18 protein-coding genes are annotated in these 19,521 nt (G+C 68.4%); 8 read left to right on the plus strand and 10 right to left on the minus strand.

Going from position 1 to position 19,521, the window contains the following annotated elements; all coding sequences use genetic code 11:
• Window positions 1-4 precede the first annotated feature (4 nt).
• Entirely contained in the window at window positions 5-1,804 is a 1,800-nt protein-coding gene (cydD, locus tag ON29_RS03855; RefSeq protein WP_040864739.1) for a thiol reductant ABC exporter subunit CydD, read from the plus strand.
• A gap of 393 nt (window positions 1,805-2,197) precedes the next feature.
• On the plus strand, window positions 2,198-3,982 hold the full coding sequence (gene cydC, locus ON29_RS03860) for a thiol reductant ABC exporter subunit CydC (protein WP_373283846.1): 1,785 nt from the start codon (window positions 2,198-2,200) through the stop codon (window positions 3,980-3,982).
• A gap of 369 nt (window positions 3,983-4,351) precedes the next feature.
• On the opposite strand, the gene ON29_RS03865 is transcribed toward cydC, so the two are convergent.
• The 6 genes from ON29_RS03865 to ON29_RS03895 all read right to left on the minus strand — a co-directional run bounded on the left by ON29_RS03865 (window position 4,352) and on the right by ON29_RS03895 (window position 8,439).
• A complete protein-coding gene (locus ON29_RS03865) occupies window positions 4,352-5,059 on the minus strand; it encodes a heme-binding beta-barrel domain-containing protein (RefSeq protein ID WP_040864740.1) in 708 nt (235 codons plus the stop codon).
• Window positions 5,060-5,248: 189 nt separating this feature from the next.
• Complete coding sequence (locus tag ON29_RS03875; RefSeq protein WP_040864741.1) at window positions 5,249-5,554, minus strand: DUF1416 domain-containing protein; 306 nt, start codon at window positions 5,552-5,554, stop codon at window positions 5,249-5,251.
• A 5-nt stretch (window positions 5,555-5,559) separates the two neighbouring features.
• Window positions 5,560-6,393 (minus strand): sulfurtransferase, encoded by an 834-nt coding sequence (locus ON29_RS03880; protein ID WP_040864742.1) that lies wholly within the window; start codon window positions 6,391-6,393, stop codon window positions 5,560-5,562.
• Between the two features lie 29 nt (window positions 6,394-6,422).
• Window positions 6,423-6,917 carry a DUF4395 domain-containing protein gene (locus tag ON29_RS03885; RefSeq protein ID WP_040864743.1) on the minus strand — a complete coding sequence of 165 codons (495 nt, stop codon included), beginning with the start codon at window positions 6,915-6,917 and terminating at the stop codon, window positions 6,423-6,425.
• 287 nt (window positions 6,918-7,204) lie between these two features.
• Window positions 7,205-7,642, minus strand: a complete 438-nt coding sequence (locus ON29_RS03890) for a thioredoxin family protein (protein WP_040864744.1) — start codon at window positions 7,640-7,642, stop codon at window positions 7,205-7,207.
• Window positions 7,639-8,439 carry an LmeA family phospholipid-binding protein gene (locus tag ON29_RS03895; protein ID WP_040864745.1) on the minus strand — a complete coding sequence of 267 codons (801 nt, stop codon included), beginning with the start codon at window positions 8,437-8,439 and terminating at the stop codon, window positions 7,639-7,641. Before ON29_RS03895 ends, ON29_RS03890 begins: the two co-directional genes overlap by 4 nt.
• A gap of 294 nt (window positions 8,440-8,733) precedes the next feature.
• On the opposite strand from ON29_RS03895, the gene ON29_RS03900 reads away from it, so the two are divergent.
• From ON29_RS03900 to pstB, 6 genes are all read left to right on the plus strand, one after another.
• Entirely contained in the window at window positions 8,734-9,498 is a 765-nt protein-coding gene (locus tag ON29_RS03900; protein WP_040864770.1) for a winged helix-turn-helix transcriptional regulator, read from the plus strand.
• Window positions 9,499-9,602: 104 nt separating this feature from the next.
• Complete coding sequence (gene mshD / locus ON29_RS03905; protein ID WP_040864746.1) at window positions 9,603-10,523, plus strand: mycothiol synthase; 921 nt, start codon at window positions 9,603-9,605, stop codon at window positions 10,521-10,523.
• Between the two features lie 241 nt (window positions 10,524-10,764).
• A complete protein-coding gene (pstS, locus tag ON29_RS03910; protein WP_040864747.1) occupies window positions 10,765-11,877 on the plus strand; it encodes a phosphate ABC transporter substrate-binding protein PstS in 1,113 nt (370 codons plus the stop codon).
• A gap of 91 nt (window positions 11,878-11,968) precedes the next feature.
• Window positions 11,969-12,943: a phosphate ABC transporter permease subunit PstC gene (gene pstC / locus ON29_RS03915; protein WP_040864748.1), complete on the plus strand. Its 975-nt coding sequence runs from the start codon at window positions 11,969-11,971 to the stop codon at window positions 12,941-12,943.
• Window positions 12,943-13,845: a phosphate ABC transporter permease PstA gene (gene pstA / locus ON29_RS03920; protein ID WP_040864749.1), complete on the plus strand. Its 903-nt coding sequence runs from the start codon at window positions 12,943-12,945 to the stop codon at window positions 13,843-13,845. Before pstC ends, pstA begins: the two co-directional genes overlap by 1 nt.
• 21 nt (window positions 13,846-13,866) lie before the next feature.
• Window positions 13,867-14,643, plus strand: coding sequence for a phosphate ABC transporter ATP-binding protein PstB (gene pstB, locus ON29_RS03925; RefSeq protein ID WP_039795034.1), 777 nt, complete (start codon window positions 13,867-13,869; stop codon window positions 14,641-14,643).
• A 102-nt stretch (window positions 14,644-14,745) separates the two neighbouring features.
• Here the strand turns inward: pstB and ON29_RS03930 are convergent, their stop codons facing one another.
• From ON29_RS03930 to ON29_RS03945, 4 genes are all read right to left on the minus strand, one after another.
• Window positions 14,746-16,128: a hypothetical protein gene (locus ON29_RS03930; RefSeq protein ID WP_157172643.1), complete on the minus strand. Its 1,383-nt coding sequence runs from the start codon at window positions 16,126-16,128 to the stop codon at window positions 14,746-14,748.
• Window positions 16,129-16,253: 125 nt separating this feature from the next.
• The gene (locus tag ON29_RS03935; protein ID WP_040864751.1) at window positions 16,254-16,547 is read right to left on the minus strand and encodes a type VII secretion target; all 294 of its coding nucleotides are present in this window, start codon (window positions 16,545-16,547) and stop codon (window positions 16,254-16,256) included.
• A gap of 119 nt (window positions 16,548-16,666) precedes the next feature.
• Window positions 16,667-17,329, minus strand: a complete 663-nt coding sequence (phoU, locus tag ON29_RS03940) for a phosphate signaling complex protein PhoU (RefSeq protein ID WP_040864752.1) — start codon at window positions 17,327-17,329, stop codon at window positions 16,667-16,669.
• 188 nt (window positions 17,330-17,517) lie between these two features.
• Window positions 17,518-19,518, minus strand: coding sequence for an LCP family protein (locus ON29_RS03945; protein WP_083863221.1), 2,001 nt, complete (start codon window positions 19,516-19,518; stop codon window positions 17,518-17,520).
• Window positions 19,519-19,521: the final 3 nt, after the last annotated feature.

A 19,521-nucleotide genomic window follows, 5' to 3' on the forward strand; every position in this document is an offset into this window, starting at 1 on the left:
CGCCATGGCACGCCCGCCGATCGACCCGCGCCTGTGGCGGTACGCCCGCTCGGCGCGCGGCTACCTGGCGCTGAGCGTCGCGCTGTCTCTGGTCGTCACCGCGGCGATCGTGGTGGCGGCGCTGCTGCTCGGGCGGGTGCTGGCCGGGGTGGTCACCGATCCGGGTTCGCGCACGTTAGGCGCGTGGACGGTCGAACTGGTCGTGCTCGCGCTCGTGATCGCGGGCCGGGTGCTCGCCACGTGGTCGCAGTCCCGGCTGGCGCACCGAGCGGGCGCGAGCGTGGTGGCGGAGCTGGAGGGCGCGGTGCTCGCGGCGGGCGCACGGCTGTCGCCTCGCGAACTCGACACGCGCCGAACGGAGTTGGCCGTGGTCGTCGGCACGGGCCTGTCCGGGCTGCGCGGCTATCTCGTCGGCTACGTACCCGCTCTGCTGCTGGCGGTGCTGGTGCCGCCGATCGTGCTCGCGGTCATCGCGGCCCACGATCCGACCTCCGGGGTGATCGCGGTGGTCACCTTGCCGCTCATCCCGATCTTCATGATCCTCATCGGGCGGCTGACCCAGGGAAGGGCCGAAGCCACCCTCGCGGCCACCACCCGGTTGTCGGACCAATTGCTCGACCTGTTCGCGGGCATGCCGACGTTGCGCGCGCTCGGCCGCGAGACGGGCCACGCGGAATCCGAACCAGACGCCGCCGCACACACCATGCGGCACCGCGTCCGCGATCTCGGTGACGCGCTGCGGCAACGCACCATGCGCGCGCTGCGCATGGCTTTCCTGTCCTCGATGGTGCTGGAGATGCTCGCGACCCTCAGCGTCGCCCTGATCGCGGTCTCCATCGGGCTGCGGCTCGTATTCGGCGAGATGAGTCTCTACGCGGGATTGGTGGTGCTGGTGCTCGCCCCCGAGGTGTACCTGCCACTGCGCACGGTGGGCGAACGTTTCCACGCCGCCCAAGACGGCATGGCGGCGGCGGACAAAGCGTTCGCGATTGTCGAGTCCACGCCCGCCACGCACGTCACGGCCCCTGCCCTTGACGATAATCCGCTCGCGTCCGTGCCTGGCCACGGTGTGGTGGGTGCGGCGGCACTGGACCGCGACAGCTCCGCAGGCTCCGGCGCGGTCGAACTCCGCGATCTCTCGGTGCGGGCGCGTGACGGGTACGCCCCCGCGGGTCTGTCGGCGGTCTTGCGGCCCGGCTCCCTCACTGTGCTCGCTGGTCCCAACGGCAGCGGCAAATCGACCGCGGTGCAGGCGATCCTGGGCTTGATCGCGCCTGACCGAGGCGTCGTGACCGTCGACGGTGTCGACATCCGTGAACTGGACCCGGACCGATGGTGGGCACGCGTGGCGTGGCTGCCGCAGCGACCGGTGCTGATACCCGGCACGCTGCGGGACAACCTCGAACTGCTCGGCGCGCGAACGGCGGACCGCGCCGCCCGCGGCCCGGCGCGCGTCATCGACGATCTCGAAGCCGCCTGCCTGGCGACCGGTTTCGACGCCGTGCTGGCGGATCTGCCGGACGGCTGGCAGACCGTGGTCGGCCCCGGCGGCATCGGCCTGTCACTCGGTCAGCGCCAACGCCTCGCGCTGACCAGGGTGCTGGCCACCGATCGCCCGATCCTGCTGCTCGACGAGCCGACCGCGCACCTCGACGCCGCCGCCGAAGCCACCGTGCTGGCCGCCCTCCAGGTCCGGGCCCGCGCGGGCGCGACGGTCGTCGTCATCGGCCACCGCCCCACCGTGCTGGCCGCCGCCGATCACGTCGTCCAGGTACGCGCCGACCGAGCGGAGGTCCTGCGGTGAACGCGCGAAGCATCATCGACTCGCATGGACGCCGTCCGCCGGTCACCTATCCAGGCGTCCTGCGTGACGATCGGGCTGATGCCGATCGCGCCCGGTCACGTCATAGAGCGGGTGTCGGCGGAAAAGCTCGTTCAAAGCCGACCGGAGCTCAGCAGTCGCTGATCGCCGCCAGGATCGCCCGATGATCGGCCGCGTGCGACCGGCTCGTGGTGATGCGCACCGCGCGAGCGGAGGTCCCGCGGCCGCGAAAGCCGGTCGACTGTGTGGCGACACGCCCGGAGGAAACTGCGGCGGCCAGTGGGTGACGGTGGCCGCGACCTGTGTGGAAGACCCGCCGATGGTTGGCCGTGGTTCGCGAGCCGACGCGAGGGACGGGCGAGAGGAGCGATCGCGATGACGCGGGCCGTTTCACGCGACACCACGATGTTCGGTGATCTGCGCCGGATGTGGACGCTGCTCGAATTGTCCCGCGGGCGGGTCGCGGTGGCGATCGGGTGGGGCGTGCTGGCGCTGGGCAGCGGGCTCGGTCTCGCGGCGCTGGCGGCCTGGCTGATCGCGCGAGCCTGGCAGATGCCGCCGGTGCTCGACCTGAGCATCGCCGTCGTCGCGGTGCGCGCGCTGGGTATCTCGCGCGGCCTGTGCCGGTACCTGGAACGTCTCGCCACCCACGACGTGGCCCTGCGCGCCATGACGACCGCCCGCACCACGGTCTACCGCACGCTGGCTCGCTCGGATTTCTGGCTGCGCAGGCCCGAGGTCCCGCGGACCGGGCACGACCGGTCGGATGCGCCCGCCGGGGAGACGAAGCCGCCGCGCCGCGGTGATCTCCTGGTCCGCGTCGGCCGTGACATCGACGACCTGGGGGCCGTGGTGGTCCGCGTGTTCGTGCCGGTCGCGGTCGCCCTCGTCCTCTCGGTCGCGGCCGTCGCGCTCCTGGCCACGATCTCCCCGCCCGCTGCCGGGATCCTGGCGGGTGCGCTGGCCCTGTCGGGCATCGTCGCGCCGTGGTTGTCGGCCGCGGCGGCGTCGGAGGCGGAACGCGCCGTCCGCGCCGACCGGGCGGAGTTCACCGCGCAGGCTCTGACAGTCCTCGACCACGCGGCCGAATTGCGCGTCGCCGGTCGTCTCGACGCCGCTCTCGACGCGGCCGCGGCGGCGTCGCATCGGGCCGTCGCCGCGGAGGACCGGGCTGCCCGGCGCAGCGCCTGGGCCGCCGCCGCCACGCCGCTCTCGATCGGCGCCGCCGTGCTGGGCGCCCTGCTGATCGGCATCACCCTCTACGGCCCCGATGGCGGTGCCGCGGGCGCGATGACACCGATGGCGCTGGTCGTCCTGGTTCTCTTGCCCCTCTCGGCCTTCGAAGCGGTCGGCCCGCTGCCCGCAGCGGCGCAGGCCCTGACGACCGCCCGTGCCGCGCTGCATCGCCTGGACGGATTCGAATCCGGTTCGCCCACCGGCACGGCGACGGATCCCTGTGACTCCCAACCCGGGTACGAGACGAAGCCGGAAGGACGGGGGACGAGCCTCGCCCCCTCGGCCCGGCTACACGACGCGCGCGTGCCGGAACTGCCTCGGGGCAGACGAATAGCGGTCGTCGGCCCCAGCGGCGCGGGCAAGACGACTCTGCTGATGAAGTGGGCGGGGTTGTTCGACACACCGCGCCCCGGCATCACCTTCTTCGCCGAGGACGCGCACCTGTTCGGCACCTCGGTACTGGAGAATCTGCGGGTAGCGCGTGGCGATCTGACCGCCGAAGACGCCGAGAAGGCGTTGCGGACAGTCGGTCTCGGTGACTGGCTGGACGGGCTGCCGGAGGGGGTGCACACCGGCCTGACCGGGGGAGCGGCCGCCGTGTCGGGCGGCCAGCGTCGCCGGATACTGCTCGCGCGGGCACTCGTGTCACCGGCGCGGGTGTTGCTGCTCGACGAACCGACGGAGCACCTGGAGGCCGAGCCCGGGGCGCAGCTGCTGCGCGACCTGCTGGACGTCGAGAGCGGCATCGTGGAACCCGATCGCATCGTGGTCGTCGTCACACATCAACTGCCGGAGGACCATCAGGCCGGCACGGTGCTCCGGATCACCGCATCGGGCCTGGTCACAACGGAATTCGCGGCCCCAGCGACAGCGTGCGACGTCCCCGATTCCGCCCACCGAGAAATTCCGTTGCCGAGCTGCTGACCCGCCGCTAGATTCGTTCGTACACGAGGAAGGAGGTGGTTCGACGAATGGATATTCATAGGACACGTGAGGTGGCTGTCCGCTAGCGCCACCGCTGCAGGTGGATTTCGCCCGCGCGAGCGCTGAGCGAATTCCAGGCAGTCACCCGGCCCCCGAGCCCCGGTCTGTCCGACCGGACCCGTGCGATGAGAGTCGCACCGGTATGGCTCGGGGGCTGTTCTGTTTTGCCCCTCCGGGTATTCAGGCCGTACCAGTTGGGTCGGCAACGTGATCGAGTGCGCCGGTGAGGAGCCGCCGGCGTGGGTGTCGCGCCGGTACGAAGCCTGGTGGCGGGAAAGCTTGCCGGGTCAGGCGGTGACGGGCCCCGACTCAGCCGATGTAGCGCTGGAGGCGGGCCGAGAGGCGTGGTTCGAGGGGGCCGTCGGCTACGACGCGTTCCTCGACGTAGGCCAGATCGCCGCCTTCGACGATGCCGTAGAGGCGCTTGGCGCCGCCAACGACGATGCCGGACTGACTGCGGATCACCACGTCGGTGGCCAGTTCCCAGGACGACTGGGTCAGCGCCTGGCCGTAGAACAGCTCCACGATGCCGCTGCTGTGCGCCAGCAGCAATTCGATGACCTCGTCGTTGCCGTCGATGCCGACCCGCCAGAAGCCGCTCTCCCGCAAGTCGGGGCCGCCGTAGTTGCCGTCGGCCTCGATCACCCAGGACCGGGATTCCCAGGCCAGGTAGTCGCCACCGTCGTGAGAGACGACGATCTGCTGGCCGAACCGGTAGTCCCCGCGCTCGGGGTCGTTGCCCTCGCCCTCGCCGCGCCACACGCCCACCAGCGGGAGCATCGCGAGCATCGAGGCGCTCAGATCCGGGCCGAGGCGCAGATTGGCGGTGTCCTCGGGCAGCGGAAGATCCGGTAGGACCGGGATATTTCGCGCGCCGGTCGATCTCGCCCGTTCGGCGGCATCGGCCACGGCCTGGTCACCGCTGCGGCGACCGGCGGAATCGGCCGGAGCGGTTCCGTTCAGTTGTTCACTCGCTCGCTCGGCCGGGTTGGAACCTTCGCTCGCGAGTTCGCTCATGATTCGGTGAACAGCCGGTAGAAGACGTAGAGGCCGAACCAGCCGATCAGAACGGCCACGGCCACCAGCAGAATCTCGAAGAAGAGGACCACGATCCGAGTCTAACGACCCCCTCGTCGCGGCACGCAAACGGCCCCGGTGCTTCCGCGGAGCGGAAAGCGACCGGGGCCGTTCGACCGGTGTGGCGTCTTACTTGGCGACCGTGACGTCGACCGAGTGGATGCCCGCGCCCTCGGGGCGCACCTCGGCCGAGCCGTTGCCCGCCGAGGAGAGCGCACGGACGGTCCATGAGCCGGGAGCCGCGAAGAACCGGAAGTCACCGGTGCCCGACGCGACGACCTCGGCGGTGAAATCACCGTTGCCGTCGAGCAGGCGCACGAACGCCCCGCCCACCGGCTGGCCGTCGGCGCTCAGGACACGGCCGGTGATGACCGTTTCCTTCTCCACGTCGACACCGGCCGGGATGGCCTGACCCTGAGTAGGTGCTGCACACATATCTCTTACTCTCCCAACTCGATCGGAGCGCCGACGAGCGAGCCGTACTCGGTCCAGCTGCCGTCGTAGTTCTTGACGTTCTGGTGGCCGAGCAGTTCCTGCAGCACGAACCAGGTGTGCGAGGAGCGCTCGCCGATCCGGCAGTAGGCGATGGTCTCCTTCTCGCCGTCCAGGCCGGCTTCCTTGTAGATCTCGGTCAGCTCGGCATCGGACTTGAAGGTGCCGTCCTCGTTCGCGGCCTTGCTCCACGGCACGTTGATGGCGCCGGGGATGTGGCCGGGACGCTGGCTCTGCTCCTGCGGGAGGTGGGCGGGCGCCAGGATCTTGCCGGTGAACTCGTCGGGCGAACGCACGTCGACCAGGTTCTTGGTGCCGATGGCCGCGATGACCTCGTCGCGGAAGGCGCGGATGGACAGGTCGGGCGCCGACGCCTTGTACTGGGTGGCGGGCCGGTTCACCGCCTCGGTGGACAGCGGACGGCCGTCGAGCTCCCACTTCTTACGGCCACCGTCGAGCAGCTTGACGTTGTTGTGGCCGTACAGCTTGAAGTACCAGTAGGCGTACGCGGCGAACCAGTTGTTGTTGCCGCCGTACAGGATGACCTCGTCGTCGTTCGAGATGCCGCGGGCCGAGAGCAGATCGGAGAACTGCTCCTGGTTCACGAAGTCGCGACGAACCTGATCCTGCAGGTCCTTCTTCCAGTCGAGCCGGACGGCACCCTCGATGTGCCCACCGTCGTAGGCGGAGGTGTCCTCGTCGACCTCGACGAAGACGACGCCGGGGGCGTTGAGGTTCTCTTCGGCCCAGTCAACGGAGACCAGGACATCGGAGCGAGCCATTGTTTTCCTTTCAGAGATGACGAGCAGGGTCAGTTCGATGCCGGTGACGGGCTCCGGCGGAGACGGGCGACCAGCGGGTAGATCTGGCAACCCAGGCAGATCCCGAACGCCGCGTTCAGGAACGCCGCGAACAGGGCAAAGCCGGCGAACACCGCGCCGACGACTGTGGAGCCGAGCGCGAAGCCCAGCAGGCTGACGGCCGCGAAGACGAAACCGAGCAGCTGCGCGAACCGCAGCGGCGCCGTCGGCTCGGTCGCACTGGTCGGCGCCAGGCGCGGCGCGACGAAGGCCGCGTAGATCCGGCCATACGGATGCCGGCGCGGGCCGAGGGCCGCGCCGATCGCGAAGACGACCGCCTGCAGGGCGATCAGGACGGCAGCCGCGCCGGGCGAGAACGCGGCGGCCAGCAGGATGACCACGAGGACGCCGGTGGTCACCCATGCGGCGAAGCGCGGGCCGCGTACATCGACCTGGTCTGCGGTAGTGGATAGCGTTCCGGAACTTTTACGGATCTGGGTGGACATTGTGCATACTCCTGCGCTGAGAAAGTCCGATGACTGAAGATTTGCCCATTCGCCGGGGGATCGTGAGATCACTCGCGCGGCGGACAGGGGTCGGCGTCAGGAAATCCGGGGAAGCCGACCGATCAGCGGCACAGGCAGCAACAACCACCGAGCCGGCACAGATCCACTGTGCGGCGTCGGGTGAGCATCAGCTCGTGGTTGGAAAGCACGTCAGCAGTTTACCCAATTCGGCGGGGGAATTGGACCCGGGGTGGATCACATCCGTCGAGGGGACTTGTCGTCGCAGCTCAGGCCGCTGCGGTCAGCGGCTCCAGCGCGGACTGCAGATCGGTGGCCTTGGGCACGCCGGATATGCGGAACCGTTCCCTGCCCGCGGCGTCGAAGACGAACGTGGTGGGCAGCGACAGCACGTTCAACTCCCGCGCGAGCGCGGGCTCGGCGTCGATGTCCACCTCGATGTCCTGGGGCGGCTGCGGCGATCCCGCGAGCTGGTCGGTGACATTGGCAACCACCCGGCGAACCGCGTCGCACGGTCCGCACCATTCGGCGGAGAAATGCAGGACCGCGGGACCGTCGCCGGTCACCCCGACGGCCGCCAGCAGATCCGCGCGGTCGGCCAGGTCGATGCCATCGGCCGCGCGTACCTTGCCTTCGCGGCGGCGCAGCAGGACGCCCACCGCCAGCGCGGCGAGCAGTACTACTGCCAGGATGGTGATTTGGATCATGGTCGCTGCAATCGGTCGAGGTCGATCGTGACGTTCACGCCCTTGCCCTCCACGACGATCTGACCGCCCTGGGCGGAGACCTTGGTGGGCCGGACGCCGAACGGCAACTCCTTGGTATCGATGGTACGGGTGAACCGGGCGAGCACCGCGGGACGATCGGCCTCGGTGATCACCGCCACAGGCATGGTCTCGGTGCCGGGCGGGCCGCGATAGAAACCCGTCGCCACGATCTTCACCTGATCGCCGTCGAGCGACAGATCGGCCTGCACACTCACTTTTTCGCCGCCGTACTGCGCGCCGGGCGTCTCGGGCAGTGTGCCGGTGAGCACCAGCGCGCCGGTGGTGGTCATGCCGGAACCACCCGATCCGCCGGTCCCGTCGGACTTGTCCGCGGGCCGCGAATGCACCTGCAGATCGGGGATGGTGAACAGCCTGCCGAGTTCGGTCGGCTCCACCCGCAACCTGCTGTCCACTCGCTCCACGGGGACGCCGCGCAGGCTGCCGTCGACGAGTTCACCGAGCGGGAGCCGCACTCCCGTCAGCGTCGCCTCCAGCGCGGTTTCGCCGGGGATGTCCGCACGCTTCGCGCGCGCCCGGATCTCCACGTGGTCGTAGCGGCTGTCCCAGGCCTGGCCGAGAAAGGGGAAACCGTGAATCGTCACCTCGGGATCGGCGGTGAGGTCGGCGCCGTCGCGCAGCGCGCGGGACACGCGATATTCCGAATAGGCCGCGGTGCTGAAGTCGACGACGACGGCGAAACCCGCCAGACACAGCAGGCCGATGATCAGCTTGCGCATGCTCCCCCGTCTCTCCGGGTCTCGGGCCGCGGCGGCCGGGAGCCGCGCGGCGCGCGTTCGGCTGCCGTGCCGGGCGCCCCGCCGGTGGCGGGCCTGCCCGGTACGTAACCCATGTACGAACCATATCGGTTGGCCCGAGCGGGGCTCGCGGGTGTCCTCCGCTGCGGTCACGGACCCCGGAATGCGTGGTCATGCCTTGTTACGCGCTAATCTTGCATCCGATTACCTGTGATTAGCGACGCGGCCGCGGCGGTGCTGCCGCATCCGCGTGGCTACGAGATGGGAGGAGGGCCTGTGGAGCTGCTCCTGCTTACCTCCGACCCCAACCCCGAGTCGGTGTTGCCCTCGCTTGCGTTGCTCGCGCACAACGTGCGCCCCGCGCCGACGGAAGTGGCATCCCTGCTCGAGGCAGGCACTGCGGACGTCGCGTTGGTGGACGCGAGAACCGACCTGGCCGCGGCCCGTGGCCTGTGCCGCTTGCTCGGCAGCACCGGGTCCTCGGTGCCGGTCGTCGCGGTGCTCACCGAGGGCGGCCTGGTCGCGGTGAACGCGGACTGGGGGCTCGACGACATCCTGCTGCCCGGTACCGGCCCCGCCGAACTCGACGCCCGATTGCGGCTGCTGGTCGGGCGCAACGGCGGCGTGGCAAGCCCGGAGAACACCGGCAAGATCACGCTCGGCGAGCTGGTGATCGATGAGGGCACCTACACCGCGCGGTTGCGTGGCCGCCCGCTCGACCTCACCTACAAGGAGTTCGAGCTGCTGAAGTATCTCGCGCAGCACGCGGGCCGGGTGTTCACCCGTGCGCAGCTGTTGCAGGAGGTGTGGGGCTACGACTTCTTCGGCGGCACCCGCACCGTGGACGTGCATGTGCGGCGCTTGCGCGCCAAACTCGGCACCGAATACGAATCGCTGATCGGCACGGTGCGCAATGTCGGTTACAAAGCGGTGCGCCCGTCGCGCGCGGCGGCCAAGGGCGAGCAGGTGAGCTTCCCGGACGAGGACAACGAGGGCACCGACGACTCCCCGCTCACGCCGGTCAACGGCTCCGCGCAGTAATTCCCGGCGGCTCGCGCATCGAACTCCGAAATGCCGCCCGCCCCTACGACGTTGTCAGGAGCGGACTCCGAGCGGAGTCCGCCGGGCACGATGAACGGAGGCCGATGAGCGGCGTGACAACACAGTGGACCGATCGTCTCGATGCGGACACCGCGCAGGCGATCACCGATCTGCTGGCGCGTGCCACCGCGGCCGACGGGGTCGCCCCGGTCTCGGAACAGGCAGTGCTGTCGCTCACCTCGGGCGACCACACCGGAGTACGCCATCTGCTCGCTCGGCGCGACGGCGCGATCGCGGGCTACGCGAATCTCGTTCCCGCGCACGGCGACCATCCCGCGATGGCCGAGGTCGCGGTCGATCCGTCCCGGCGCGGCCACGGCGTCGGCGCCGCTCTGGTCGAGGACGCTCTGGCCGAGGGTGGTCCGGGCGCGCGGGTCTGGGCGCACGGCGACCGGCCTGCGGCCAAAGCCGTCGCTGCGCGGCTCGGGTTGCGGACCGCGCGTGAGCTCTGGCATATGCGACGGTCGCTGGCAAGTCCTGAGCTACCGGAATTGAGCGTGCCGGGCGACATCGTGTTGCGGACCTACGCGGGCCCCGCCGACGACGCGGAATTGCTGCGGGTGAACAGCGCGGCCTTCGCCTGGCATCCCGAACAGGGCGGGTGGACCCGGCGGGACATCGAACTCCGCCGCGCCGAGTCGTGGTTCGATCCGGCGGGCCTGTTCCTGGCATTCGACCCGGCCGCGCCGGGCCGGTTGCTCGGATTCCACTGGACCAAGGTGCATCACGCGGAGAATCCGCCGCTCGGCGAGGTCTACGTGGTCGGTATCGATCCGGCGGCGCAGGGGCGTGGGCTCGGCCGTCTGCTCACTCTCGCCGGTTTGCGTCATCTGCGGGACCGCGGGTTGGCCGAGGTGTTGCTCTACACCGAGGCCGACAATGCCGCCGCGGTGCGCACCTATACCCGGCTCGGATTCGCCCCCGCACACGTCGACGTCGCCTACGCCGCGGCGGATGCTGAATAACAGGCGGCAGAACGGGTGTCCCCGAGTAAAACTGGGGCAAACGTCACATCTACCAGGTGCAATCGCGCCGGGCTGTTCACTCTCCGTTCACTCAGGTCGGTCCAACTGTCAACCACGTGACTTTAGGTTGAGTGAGGGCAGCACACTGCTGCCTGGTGCGCAAGTTCCCCGCGAACAGCACCACAGCACCCGTCCGGGCCGGTGAGGGACCGGACGAGTTGGACGCCATTCCGGAGGAATAGTGAATCTCAAGCGCAGCAGCGCCCTCGTCGGTGTGCTGGCCGTCGGCGCCATGACGTTGGCCGCCTGTGGCAGCGACGACAACACCGCGACCGACTCGAGCAACGTGGCGAAGGTCGACGTCGCCTGCGGCGGCAAGGAGGCCCTCAAGGCCAGCGGTTCCTCGGCGCAGAAGAACGCGATGGAGCGCTTCATCGCCGCGTACGAGAAGAACTGCGACGGTTCCACGCTCAACTACACCTCCAGCGGCTCCGGTGCCGGTGTGAGCGAATTCCTCGGTGGCCAGACCGATTTCGGTGGCTCCGACTCGCCGCTGAGCGCGAAGAAGGACGAGCCGAAGAAGGCCGCCGACCGCTGCGCCTCGCCTGCGTGGAACCTGCCGACCGTGTTCGGCCCGGTCGCGATCACCTACAACATCGACGGCGTCGCCGATCTCGCGCTGGACGGCCCGACCGCCGCCAAGATCTTCAACGGCTCCGTGACCACCTGGGATGCCCCGGAGATCAAGGCGCTGAACCCGAACGCCAAGCTGCCGTCCGAGCCGATCGCCGTGATCTTCCGCAGCGACGAGTCGGGCACCACCGACAACTTCCAGCTCTACCTGGACTCCGCCTCCGACGGCGCCTGGGGCAAGGGCGCGGGCAAGGCCTTCAACGGTGGCGTCGGCGCGGGCTCGAAGGGCAACGAGGGCACCTCGGCCGCGGTGAAGAGCACCAAGAACTCGATCACCTACAACGAGTGGTCCTTCGCGAAGGCGCAGAACCTGTCGATCGCGCGCATCATCACCTCGGCGAGCAAGGACCCGGTGACGCTGAGCGTCGCGTCGGCGGGCAAGGCGATCGAGTCTGCGAAGGTCTCCGGCCAGGGCAACGACCTGGTCATCGACACCTCCTCGTTCTACAAGCCGTCGGTGGCGGGCGCGTACCCGATCGTCATGCCGACCTACGAGATCGTGTGCTCGAAGTACTCCGACGCCGCCACGTCGAAGGCGGTCAAGGCCTTCCTCACCTCGGCGGTCACCAACGGCCAGCAGGGCTTGGACGAGGCCGGGTACATCCCGATCCCGGAGCAGTTCAAGACCAAGCTGACCACCGCCATCAACGCCATCTCCTGATAGCAGTCCCCACATGACCGTGCACGACGAGGTTGCCGCCGCTGGTCCGTCGGATTCGACCGACCAGCGAGCAGGCGGAGATACTGCGCGCATGCCGAGCAAGCCGAGCAACGATCCGGCCGCGAAGAGGGCCCGTCCGCAGCACAGCCAGCGAGCGGAGATCATCTTCCGCTCCCTGGCGACGGCGGCCGGTGCGATCATCGTCGCCGCCATCGCGCTGATCGCACTATTCCTGCTCATCCGAGCGGTGCCGTCGGTGCTGGCGAACGAGGCGAACTTCTTCACCAGCACCGACTTCAACACCTCGGACGCCAACCACCTGCGGTTCGGCATCCGGGACCTGTTCATGGTCACGGTGCTGAGTTCGATCTTCGCACTGGTGCTCGCCGTTCCGATCGGCATCGGCATCGCGCTGTTTCTGACGCACTACGCGCCGAAGACGCTGGCGCGGCCGTTCTCGGTGGTCGTCGATCTGCTCGCGGCGGTGCCCTCGATCGTGTTCGGTCTCTGGGGAATCCTGGTGCTCGCTCCGCAACTGGAGCCGATCCAGACCTTCCTGAACGACAACCTGGGATGGCTGTTCCTGTTCTCGGACGGCAATATCCCGCTGGCCAGCGGCGGCACGATCTTCACCGCGGGCGTCGTGCTCGCGGTGATGATCCTGCCGATCATCACGTCGGTCAGCCGTGAGGTGTTCAACCTCACCCCGCGCGCCCACATCGAGGCGGCGCAGGCGCTCGGCGCGACGAAATGGGAAGTCGTGCGGATGACGGTGCTGCCGTACGGCCGCAGCGGCATGATCGCGGGCGCCATGCTCGGCCTCGGCCGTGCGCTCGGCGAGACGATCGCCGTGCTGATCGTGCTGAAGACGGCCGCGCATCCGGGACAGTGGTCGGTGTTCGACGGCGGGTACACCTTCGCCTCCAAAATCGCCTCGGCCGCGGCGGAGTTCAGCGCTCCGCTGCCGACCGGCGCGTACATCGCGGCAGGCTTCGTCCTGTTCGCGCTGACCTTCGTCGTGAATGCGCTGGCTCGACTCGCCGCGGGCGGAAGGGTGAACGGGTGATGACCACCTCGACTCTGGACCGGCCGATCAAGCCGCCCACCTTCCGGGACGTGAGCCTGTCGCGCCGGATACGCAACAACCTCGCGACCGGGTTGGTCTGGCTGGCGTTCGGCATCGCGCTCGTGCCACTGGCCTGGGTCCTGATCATGGTGATCACCAAGGGCTTCAGCGCCGTGGTCCGGGCCAACTGGTGGCAGAACTCGCTGAAGGGCGTGCTGCCCAACCAGGTCGCGGGCGGCGTCTACCACGCCATCTACGGCACCATCGCCCAGTCGCTGGTCGCGACGGTCATCGCGGTGCCGCTCGGCATCATGGCCGCGGTGTACCTGGTCGAGTACGGCCGTGGCGTGCTGGCCAAGACCACCACCTTCATGGTCGACATCCTGGCCGGCGTGCCGTCGATCGTCGCGGCGCTGTTCGTCTTCGCGCTGTGGATCGCGACGCTCGGGTTCCCGCAGAGCTCGCTCGCGGTGTCACTGGCGTTGGTGCTGCTGATGCTGCCGGTGGTCGTCCGCAGCACCGAGGAAATGCTCAAACTGGTGCCCGACGAGCTACGCGAAGCGTCCTACGCGCTGGGTATCCCGAAGTGGAAGACCATCGTGCGGATCGTGGTGCCGACCGCCCTGCCCGGCATGATCAGCGGCATCCTGCTCGCCATCGCCAGGGTGATGGGCGAGACAGCTCCCGTGCTGGTGCTGGTCGGCTACAGCAAGTCGATCAACACGAACATCTTCGACGGCAACATGGCGTCGCTGCCGCTGTTGATCTACCAGGAGCTGGCCAACCCCGAGGCCGCCGGACGCGAGCGAGTCTGGGGCGCGGCTTTGACCCTCATCATCATCATCGCCTTCCTGTACCTCGCGGCTGCGGTCCTCAACCGCCTGCTCACCCGGAACCGATAGAAGCGGAACGGATTACCGACAATGGCCAAGCGGATCGACGTCAAAGATCTGAACATCTACTACGGCAAGTTCCATGCCGTGTCCGATGTCTCGCTGACGGTGCTGCCGCGCAGCGTGACCGCCTTCATCGGTCCCTCGGGTTGTGGCAAGTCCACCGTGCTGCGTTCGCTCAACCGCATGCACGAGGTAACCCCGAACGCCAGGGTCGAGGGCGCGGTGCTGCTGGACGGTGAGGACATCTACGGCACCCAGGTCGATCCGGTGGGCGTGCGCCGCACGATCGGCATGGTCTTCCAGCGGCCCAACCCGTTCCCCACCATGTCCATCAAGGACAACGTGGTCGCGGGCCTGAAGCTGCAAGGCGTGCGCAACAAGAAGGAACTCGACGAGGTGGCCGAGCGCTCGCTGCGCGGCGCCAACCTGTGGAACGAGGTGAAGGACCGCCTGGACAAGCCGGGCGGCGGCCTCTCCGGCGGTCAGCAGCAGCGTCTGTGCATCGCGCGCGCCATCGCCGTGTCGCCCGATGTGCTGCTCATGGACGAGCCCTGCTCGGCGCTCGACCCGATCTCCACCCTGGCGATCGAGGACCTGATCACCGAGCTGAAGAAGGAATTCACCATCGTCATCGTCACCCACAACATGCAGCAGGCCGCGCGCGTGAGTGACCAGACCGGCTTCTTCAACCTGGAGGCCCAGGGCAAGCCGGGCAAGCTGATCGAGATCGACGACACCGAGAAGATCTTCTCCAACCCGTCGCAGAAGGCCACGGAAGACTACATCTCCGGCCGTTTCGGCTGATCCGGCCGCCGAGCGGCCTCGATCGGCACGGGCAGAGGAAAGGCCCTGGGTAGCGAGTCGGCTACCCAGGGCCTTTCTCCATTCGGAGCAGAAAATGCTGATCTACTGGTCTGGGGGTGTCTCGAACAGGGGCGTCTGCGCCGCTTCTACTCGACGGGTGTGTTCCGAATCCGATTGCCGATTCGCCATGTGGCCGCCGAGCAAACCGGTACTCGCGGGCGCTGTCGACGGTGAGCTGGGCGCGGAAGTGCTGCTGGGCGCGGTGGGTTCGGTACCGGTGTAGCTCGCCTGCCGGACGGACGCAGGCTGTTGTTCCGGCTTCGTTTCCGTGCCCTGCGCCGGCTTCGGATTTCCGGTCTTGCTGTCGTCGGCCTTCGAAGCCGGGTCATCCGCCTTCGGATCGGTGGCTTTCGCGTTCGGATCGGCTTTCGAGGGCTGGTCGGTGGTGGAATCGTCGGAGGCTTTGTCCGCCGCCGGTGTGCCGTCTTCGGCGGGCTCACCCGTGGACGGTGAATCCGCGGGCGTGCCGTCGGCCGCCTGGTCGACGCTGGTGATCACCGTATCGGCGGCCTTCGCGAAGTTCTCCGCGGCCGAGCCTGCGGAGTCGATCAGGCCCTTTCCCGCCTCTCCGCCCGCTTTGATGATGTCGTCGAGATCGTCGTCGAGCTTGCCGACGGACTCGATCAACGTCGGCACATCTCCGGTGATCCCGCCCACCGCGGTGATAAGACTCGTCACATCCGAGGGTGTCCAGGAATTCGGGTCGCTGGCGGGGCCGGTGGAACCGGACGACTTGGAGTCGTCGCTCTTATCGCTCTTGTCTTCGCCGGTGCTCTTGTCTTCGCCGGTGCTCTTGTCTTCGCCGGTAGTCTTGTCGCCCTCGTCGCTCTTGTCCTCGCCCGACTTAGACTTATCGGTCCCGTCTTCGCCGGTGGACTGCTCCTCGGCGATCGGATTCGCCTGCGGCGTGCCCGCGGGAGTGGTGGAAGGGTCGGTCGGATCCTCGTCGGTGTTCGCGCTATCGGACTGCCGGCTGTACACCGCGAGCGTCGGATCCGTCTGCTCGCCGCTGTCGAGCGGGTCGCCGTCGCCGAGCTGGTCACTGCGGGCGCGCACATTCCCGCTGGCCTGCTCGATCTTGGTGGCGACGTCCGATTGGGTGCCGAGCAGTTCGTTCAGCGCCGTGGTGACGGCGGTCTGGTGGGTGTACTGCGAGTCGCCGCCGTCGTCCGCGACGTCCGGCCCGGGAGTGACCTGCCAGTCCTCGGAGACGGTGAATCCGGCCGCGACGGCCTGGTCGACCTTGTCCAGCAAAGCTTGGCGGAACCCGGCCAGACTGGTGCCGCTATCGATCAACGTCTGCGCGAGTTCCTCGGTATCCAGCGCCACTTTGTTCGCCGCGTCGCGGTCGCCGGCTATCCGGTCGTAGGCCGCGTAATAGGCATCGCCGCTCCAATGCGCGCCTGCCGCACGAATCTGCGTCACCGTTTCATCGATCAGCGATACGAATTCGCCATTGCGAGTTCGTATTTCCGTTCCGGCTTCGCCCAGTTTCCACGGTTGCCATTCCGACCGCACCTGACTCAGCGTGGGCGTCGAATTCGTCGTCCTCACAGCTGCGCGCCCATCGCCTCGAGGCCATCGCGAAACTGCTGGTCGGATACCTCGTAGTTCGCGGCGCCGCCTTTGGCGATGTTGGAAATCCGTTTACAGCGCATGGCCATTCGCCGCCACGCGTCTTCGACATTCGCACCCGCCGCCGAGCACACTTCGCTCAATGCCGAACCGGGCAGCACATTACCGAGCGCGTCCGTGGTGGTACGCACCGTCAAGCCGCCGATATTGCCGCCGATTTGGTCCATCGACGCGGCCAACGCGCGCAGCTCTGCTGGATCGACGTTCATGACGCCCCCCTTCATACCGGATCCCCTCCGGCGTAACGCTATACCGGAGCAATCCCGCCCCGCGCGGCCAAATCTATCATTCACCGCCCGCGAAACGTCAAGCCCGGCATGCCTTTCGGTTATCCCTCGGCATCCGGGTCAGGGGGGAGGACGCCGGTCACCAGGAAGATGACCCGCCTGCCGATTTCGACGGCGTGGTCGGCGAAGCGCTCGTAGTAGCGGCCGAGCAGTGTGACGTCGACGGCGGCGGCTACGCCGTACTTCCACTCCCGGTCCATGAGCAGCGTGAAGAGGTGACGATGCAGGTCGTCCATCGCCTCGTCGTCCTCGTTCAGCTGCGCCGCGCGCTCGGGGTCGCGGGTCTCCAGCACCTCTCGCGCACCGGCGCCCATGTTCACCGCGATGCGGCCCATCTCGGCGAAGTAGCCGTTGACGGCTTCCGGTAGCGCGTGGTTCGGATGACGCCTGCGCGCGACCTTGGCTACGTGCAGCGCGAGCGCGCCCATCCGATTCACGTCGGCGACGATCTGGATCGTGCTCACCACTTGCCGCAGGTCGCCTGCCACCGGCGCCTGCAACGCGAGCAAGGCGAAGGCCTTCTCCTCGGCGTCCTGGATCAGCTCCGCGATCCGGTCGGATTCACTGATCACCTGCTCCGCCAGGGCGAGGTCCGCCTGGAGCAGGGCCTGGGTCGCCCGCTCCATGGCCGAGCCGGCAACGCCGGCCATCTCACCCAGCAGGTGGGCGAGCTCGGCCATTTGCTCGTTGTAGATGACACGCATGGAACCTGACCCTAGTTCGCCACGCTGACCAAGTCACGAACGCCGAGTGAATGACCGGTGTGCATCATTAGCGCGGGGGTTGCCGTTGATGGGTCAACAACCGGAAGCCGCAACCCTCGCCGGGCTGGTGGCGGCGACACCACGCCAATTTGTGATCTGCGTCGCACGCTCGCTGCGGTGTATCGGTCCTACTTGCAGATGTCCTCGGCCGCGTTGACGTGTTCCAGGTCGGAGGGCAGTACGGTCGGCGTCGAATCCTTCGGGGTGCTCGTCACCACGTTGGTGATCTCGTCACCGACCGGAGTCGGCGCCTTCACGACGACGCCGTTCGCCGAGTCGCCTCCGATGACGACCTCGACGATGCCACCGAGATCGTCGGCGGCCTCGATGGTCGCGCCGGGAATCGAGCTTGCCACGGTGGCCGCCTCGGCTTCCAGGCCCGCGGCGTAGCGGACCTTCGTCGTCGCTGAGGTGCCGTTGGCGTAATTTCCGGTGTTGTAGATCGTGAAGCCCTGGTTGCCGAGCTTGGTGGCGGCCGTGCGCGCCAGACCTTCGACCCCGGAACCGTTGGACACCAGCAGCGAGACGGTGGAGGGGTCCACCGCCCGGTGCTTGGTCGGTGTCGCCGCGGCCTGGGTGGGGACGGGCGCGTTCGCCTGGACGGTCGGCTTCTCGCCCGGCAGTGGCTGGTCGTCGCGGATCGCCTTGAAGATCGCCTTGATGTCGGATTCGCGGGGAATTTCGTTGCCGTAGGGGGTGGTGCCCGCGGTCGGGACGGTGATGAAGGTGACCGCGCCGGCATCGATCTTCTGCAGTGATCGTCCCAGCCTCAGCAGGTCGTCGGGTTCGACCTTCTGGACCCAGGTGTGCCTGCTGAACGCGTCGATGAAGCCTTTCAACTTGCCCGGATTGAACAGCACCTTGCTGGACAGCGTGCCGCGCAGCAGCGAAGCGAGGAAGCGTTGCTGCCGGTTGATGCGGTCGTAGTCGCTGCGTTCCTCACCGTAGACATGCCTGGCGCGCACGTAGTTCAGCGCGGTTTCGCCGTCGATGCGCTGCTTGCCCGGGTGTTCGAGGATGGTGCCGAGCACGCCGTCGACGAGTGGCTTGGACGTGCAGACCTCGACGCCATCGATTTGGTTGACCATCGACTCGAAACCGGCGAAGTCGATGCCGATGAAGTGATTGATCGACGCGCCGGTGAGGCGCTGAATCGTGGAGACGAGGCACATCGGGCCGCCGAGGTTGTAGACGGCGTTGAGCTTGTCGCCCATGGCCGACGGGAACTTCTCGGCGGAGTATGTGCCTTTTTCGTTGTCCCACCCATTGCACTGGGGCCTGGTCACGTCCAGGTCGCGGGGGAAGGACACTACGACGACCCGACTCCGGTCCTTCGGGATGTGGACCAGCATGGTGGTGTCCGCGCGGGCGCCTTCGGCGTCGTCCAAAGTGCCCGCGCCGAGCTGACCGTTGGCCCCTGCGCGGGTATCGGTGCCGACGAGCAGGTAGTTCTCGTCGCCGAGCTGAGCATTGGAATCGACGATGTCCTCTGAGTTCTCGTCGAGGGCGTTGACCTGGGTGAAGCCGTCCGTCGTCGACCGCAGGTAGCTCCAGCCGCCGCCGGTGACCAGCAATGCGAGGACGGCGCACACTGCTCCGCCCGCCCGTCCCGTGGCCCGCAGGCGCTTGTTGCGGCGCTCCCGGGAGGCCTCCAGGCGGGTCTGCGCGGAGGTGCCGACCGTCTTCGGCTTGGCGTCCTTGCCCTCCTTGGTGGGCCAGCCCACGCCCTTGCGCTTGGCGCGCGTCTGCTCTTCGAGCGGAGGAAGGACGTCGGTGACCTCTTCGGCCTGCTCGGGTTCCGGACGCGCGACCGGCGCCACAGGAGCGGAGCGCTCGGCGGGGCGGCGGTTCGCGGGCCGGGCGGCCGGTGTGGCGCCCGTGATGTCCTGGACCACCGGCGAGCTGCCGGTCTGGCGTGGCGGCGGCGCATCGGGGGCGCGCCGGGGACCGGCTGCGGCGCCTCGGCCGTTGGCGGCGGGGGGCCGGTTCGCGGCCGGATCGGCCGGGTGCCGGGGAGCTTCCTGCAGCGGCTCGGCGCGGGTGCCCCGTTGCGGTGGGGGGCCCGCCTGCGGCGGTACCGGCTCGGGGCGGCGCGTCCGGTTCTGCGGGGCACCCGCACCCGGTGGCACGGG

The sequence above is a fragment of the Nocardia exalbida NBRC 100660 genome, assembly GCF_000308575.1.
Classification (GTDB): Bacteria; Actinomycetota; Actinomycetes; order Mycobacteriales; family Mycobacteriaceae; genus Nocardia; species Nocardia exalbida.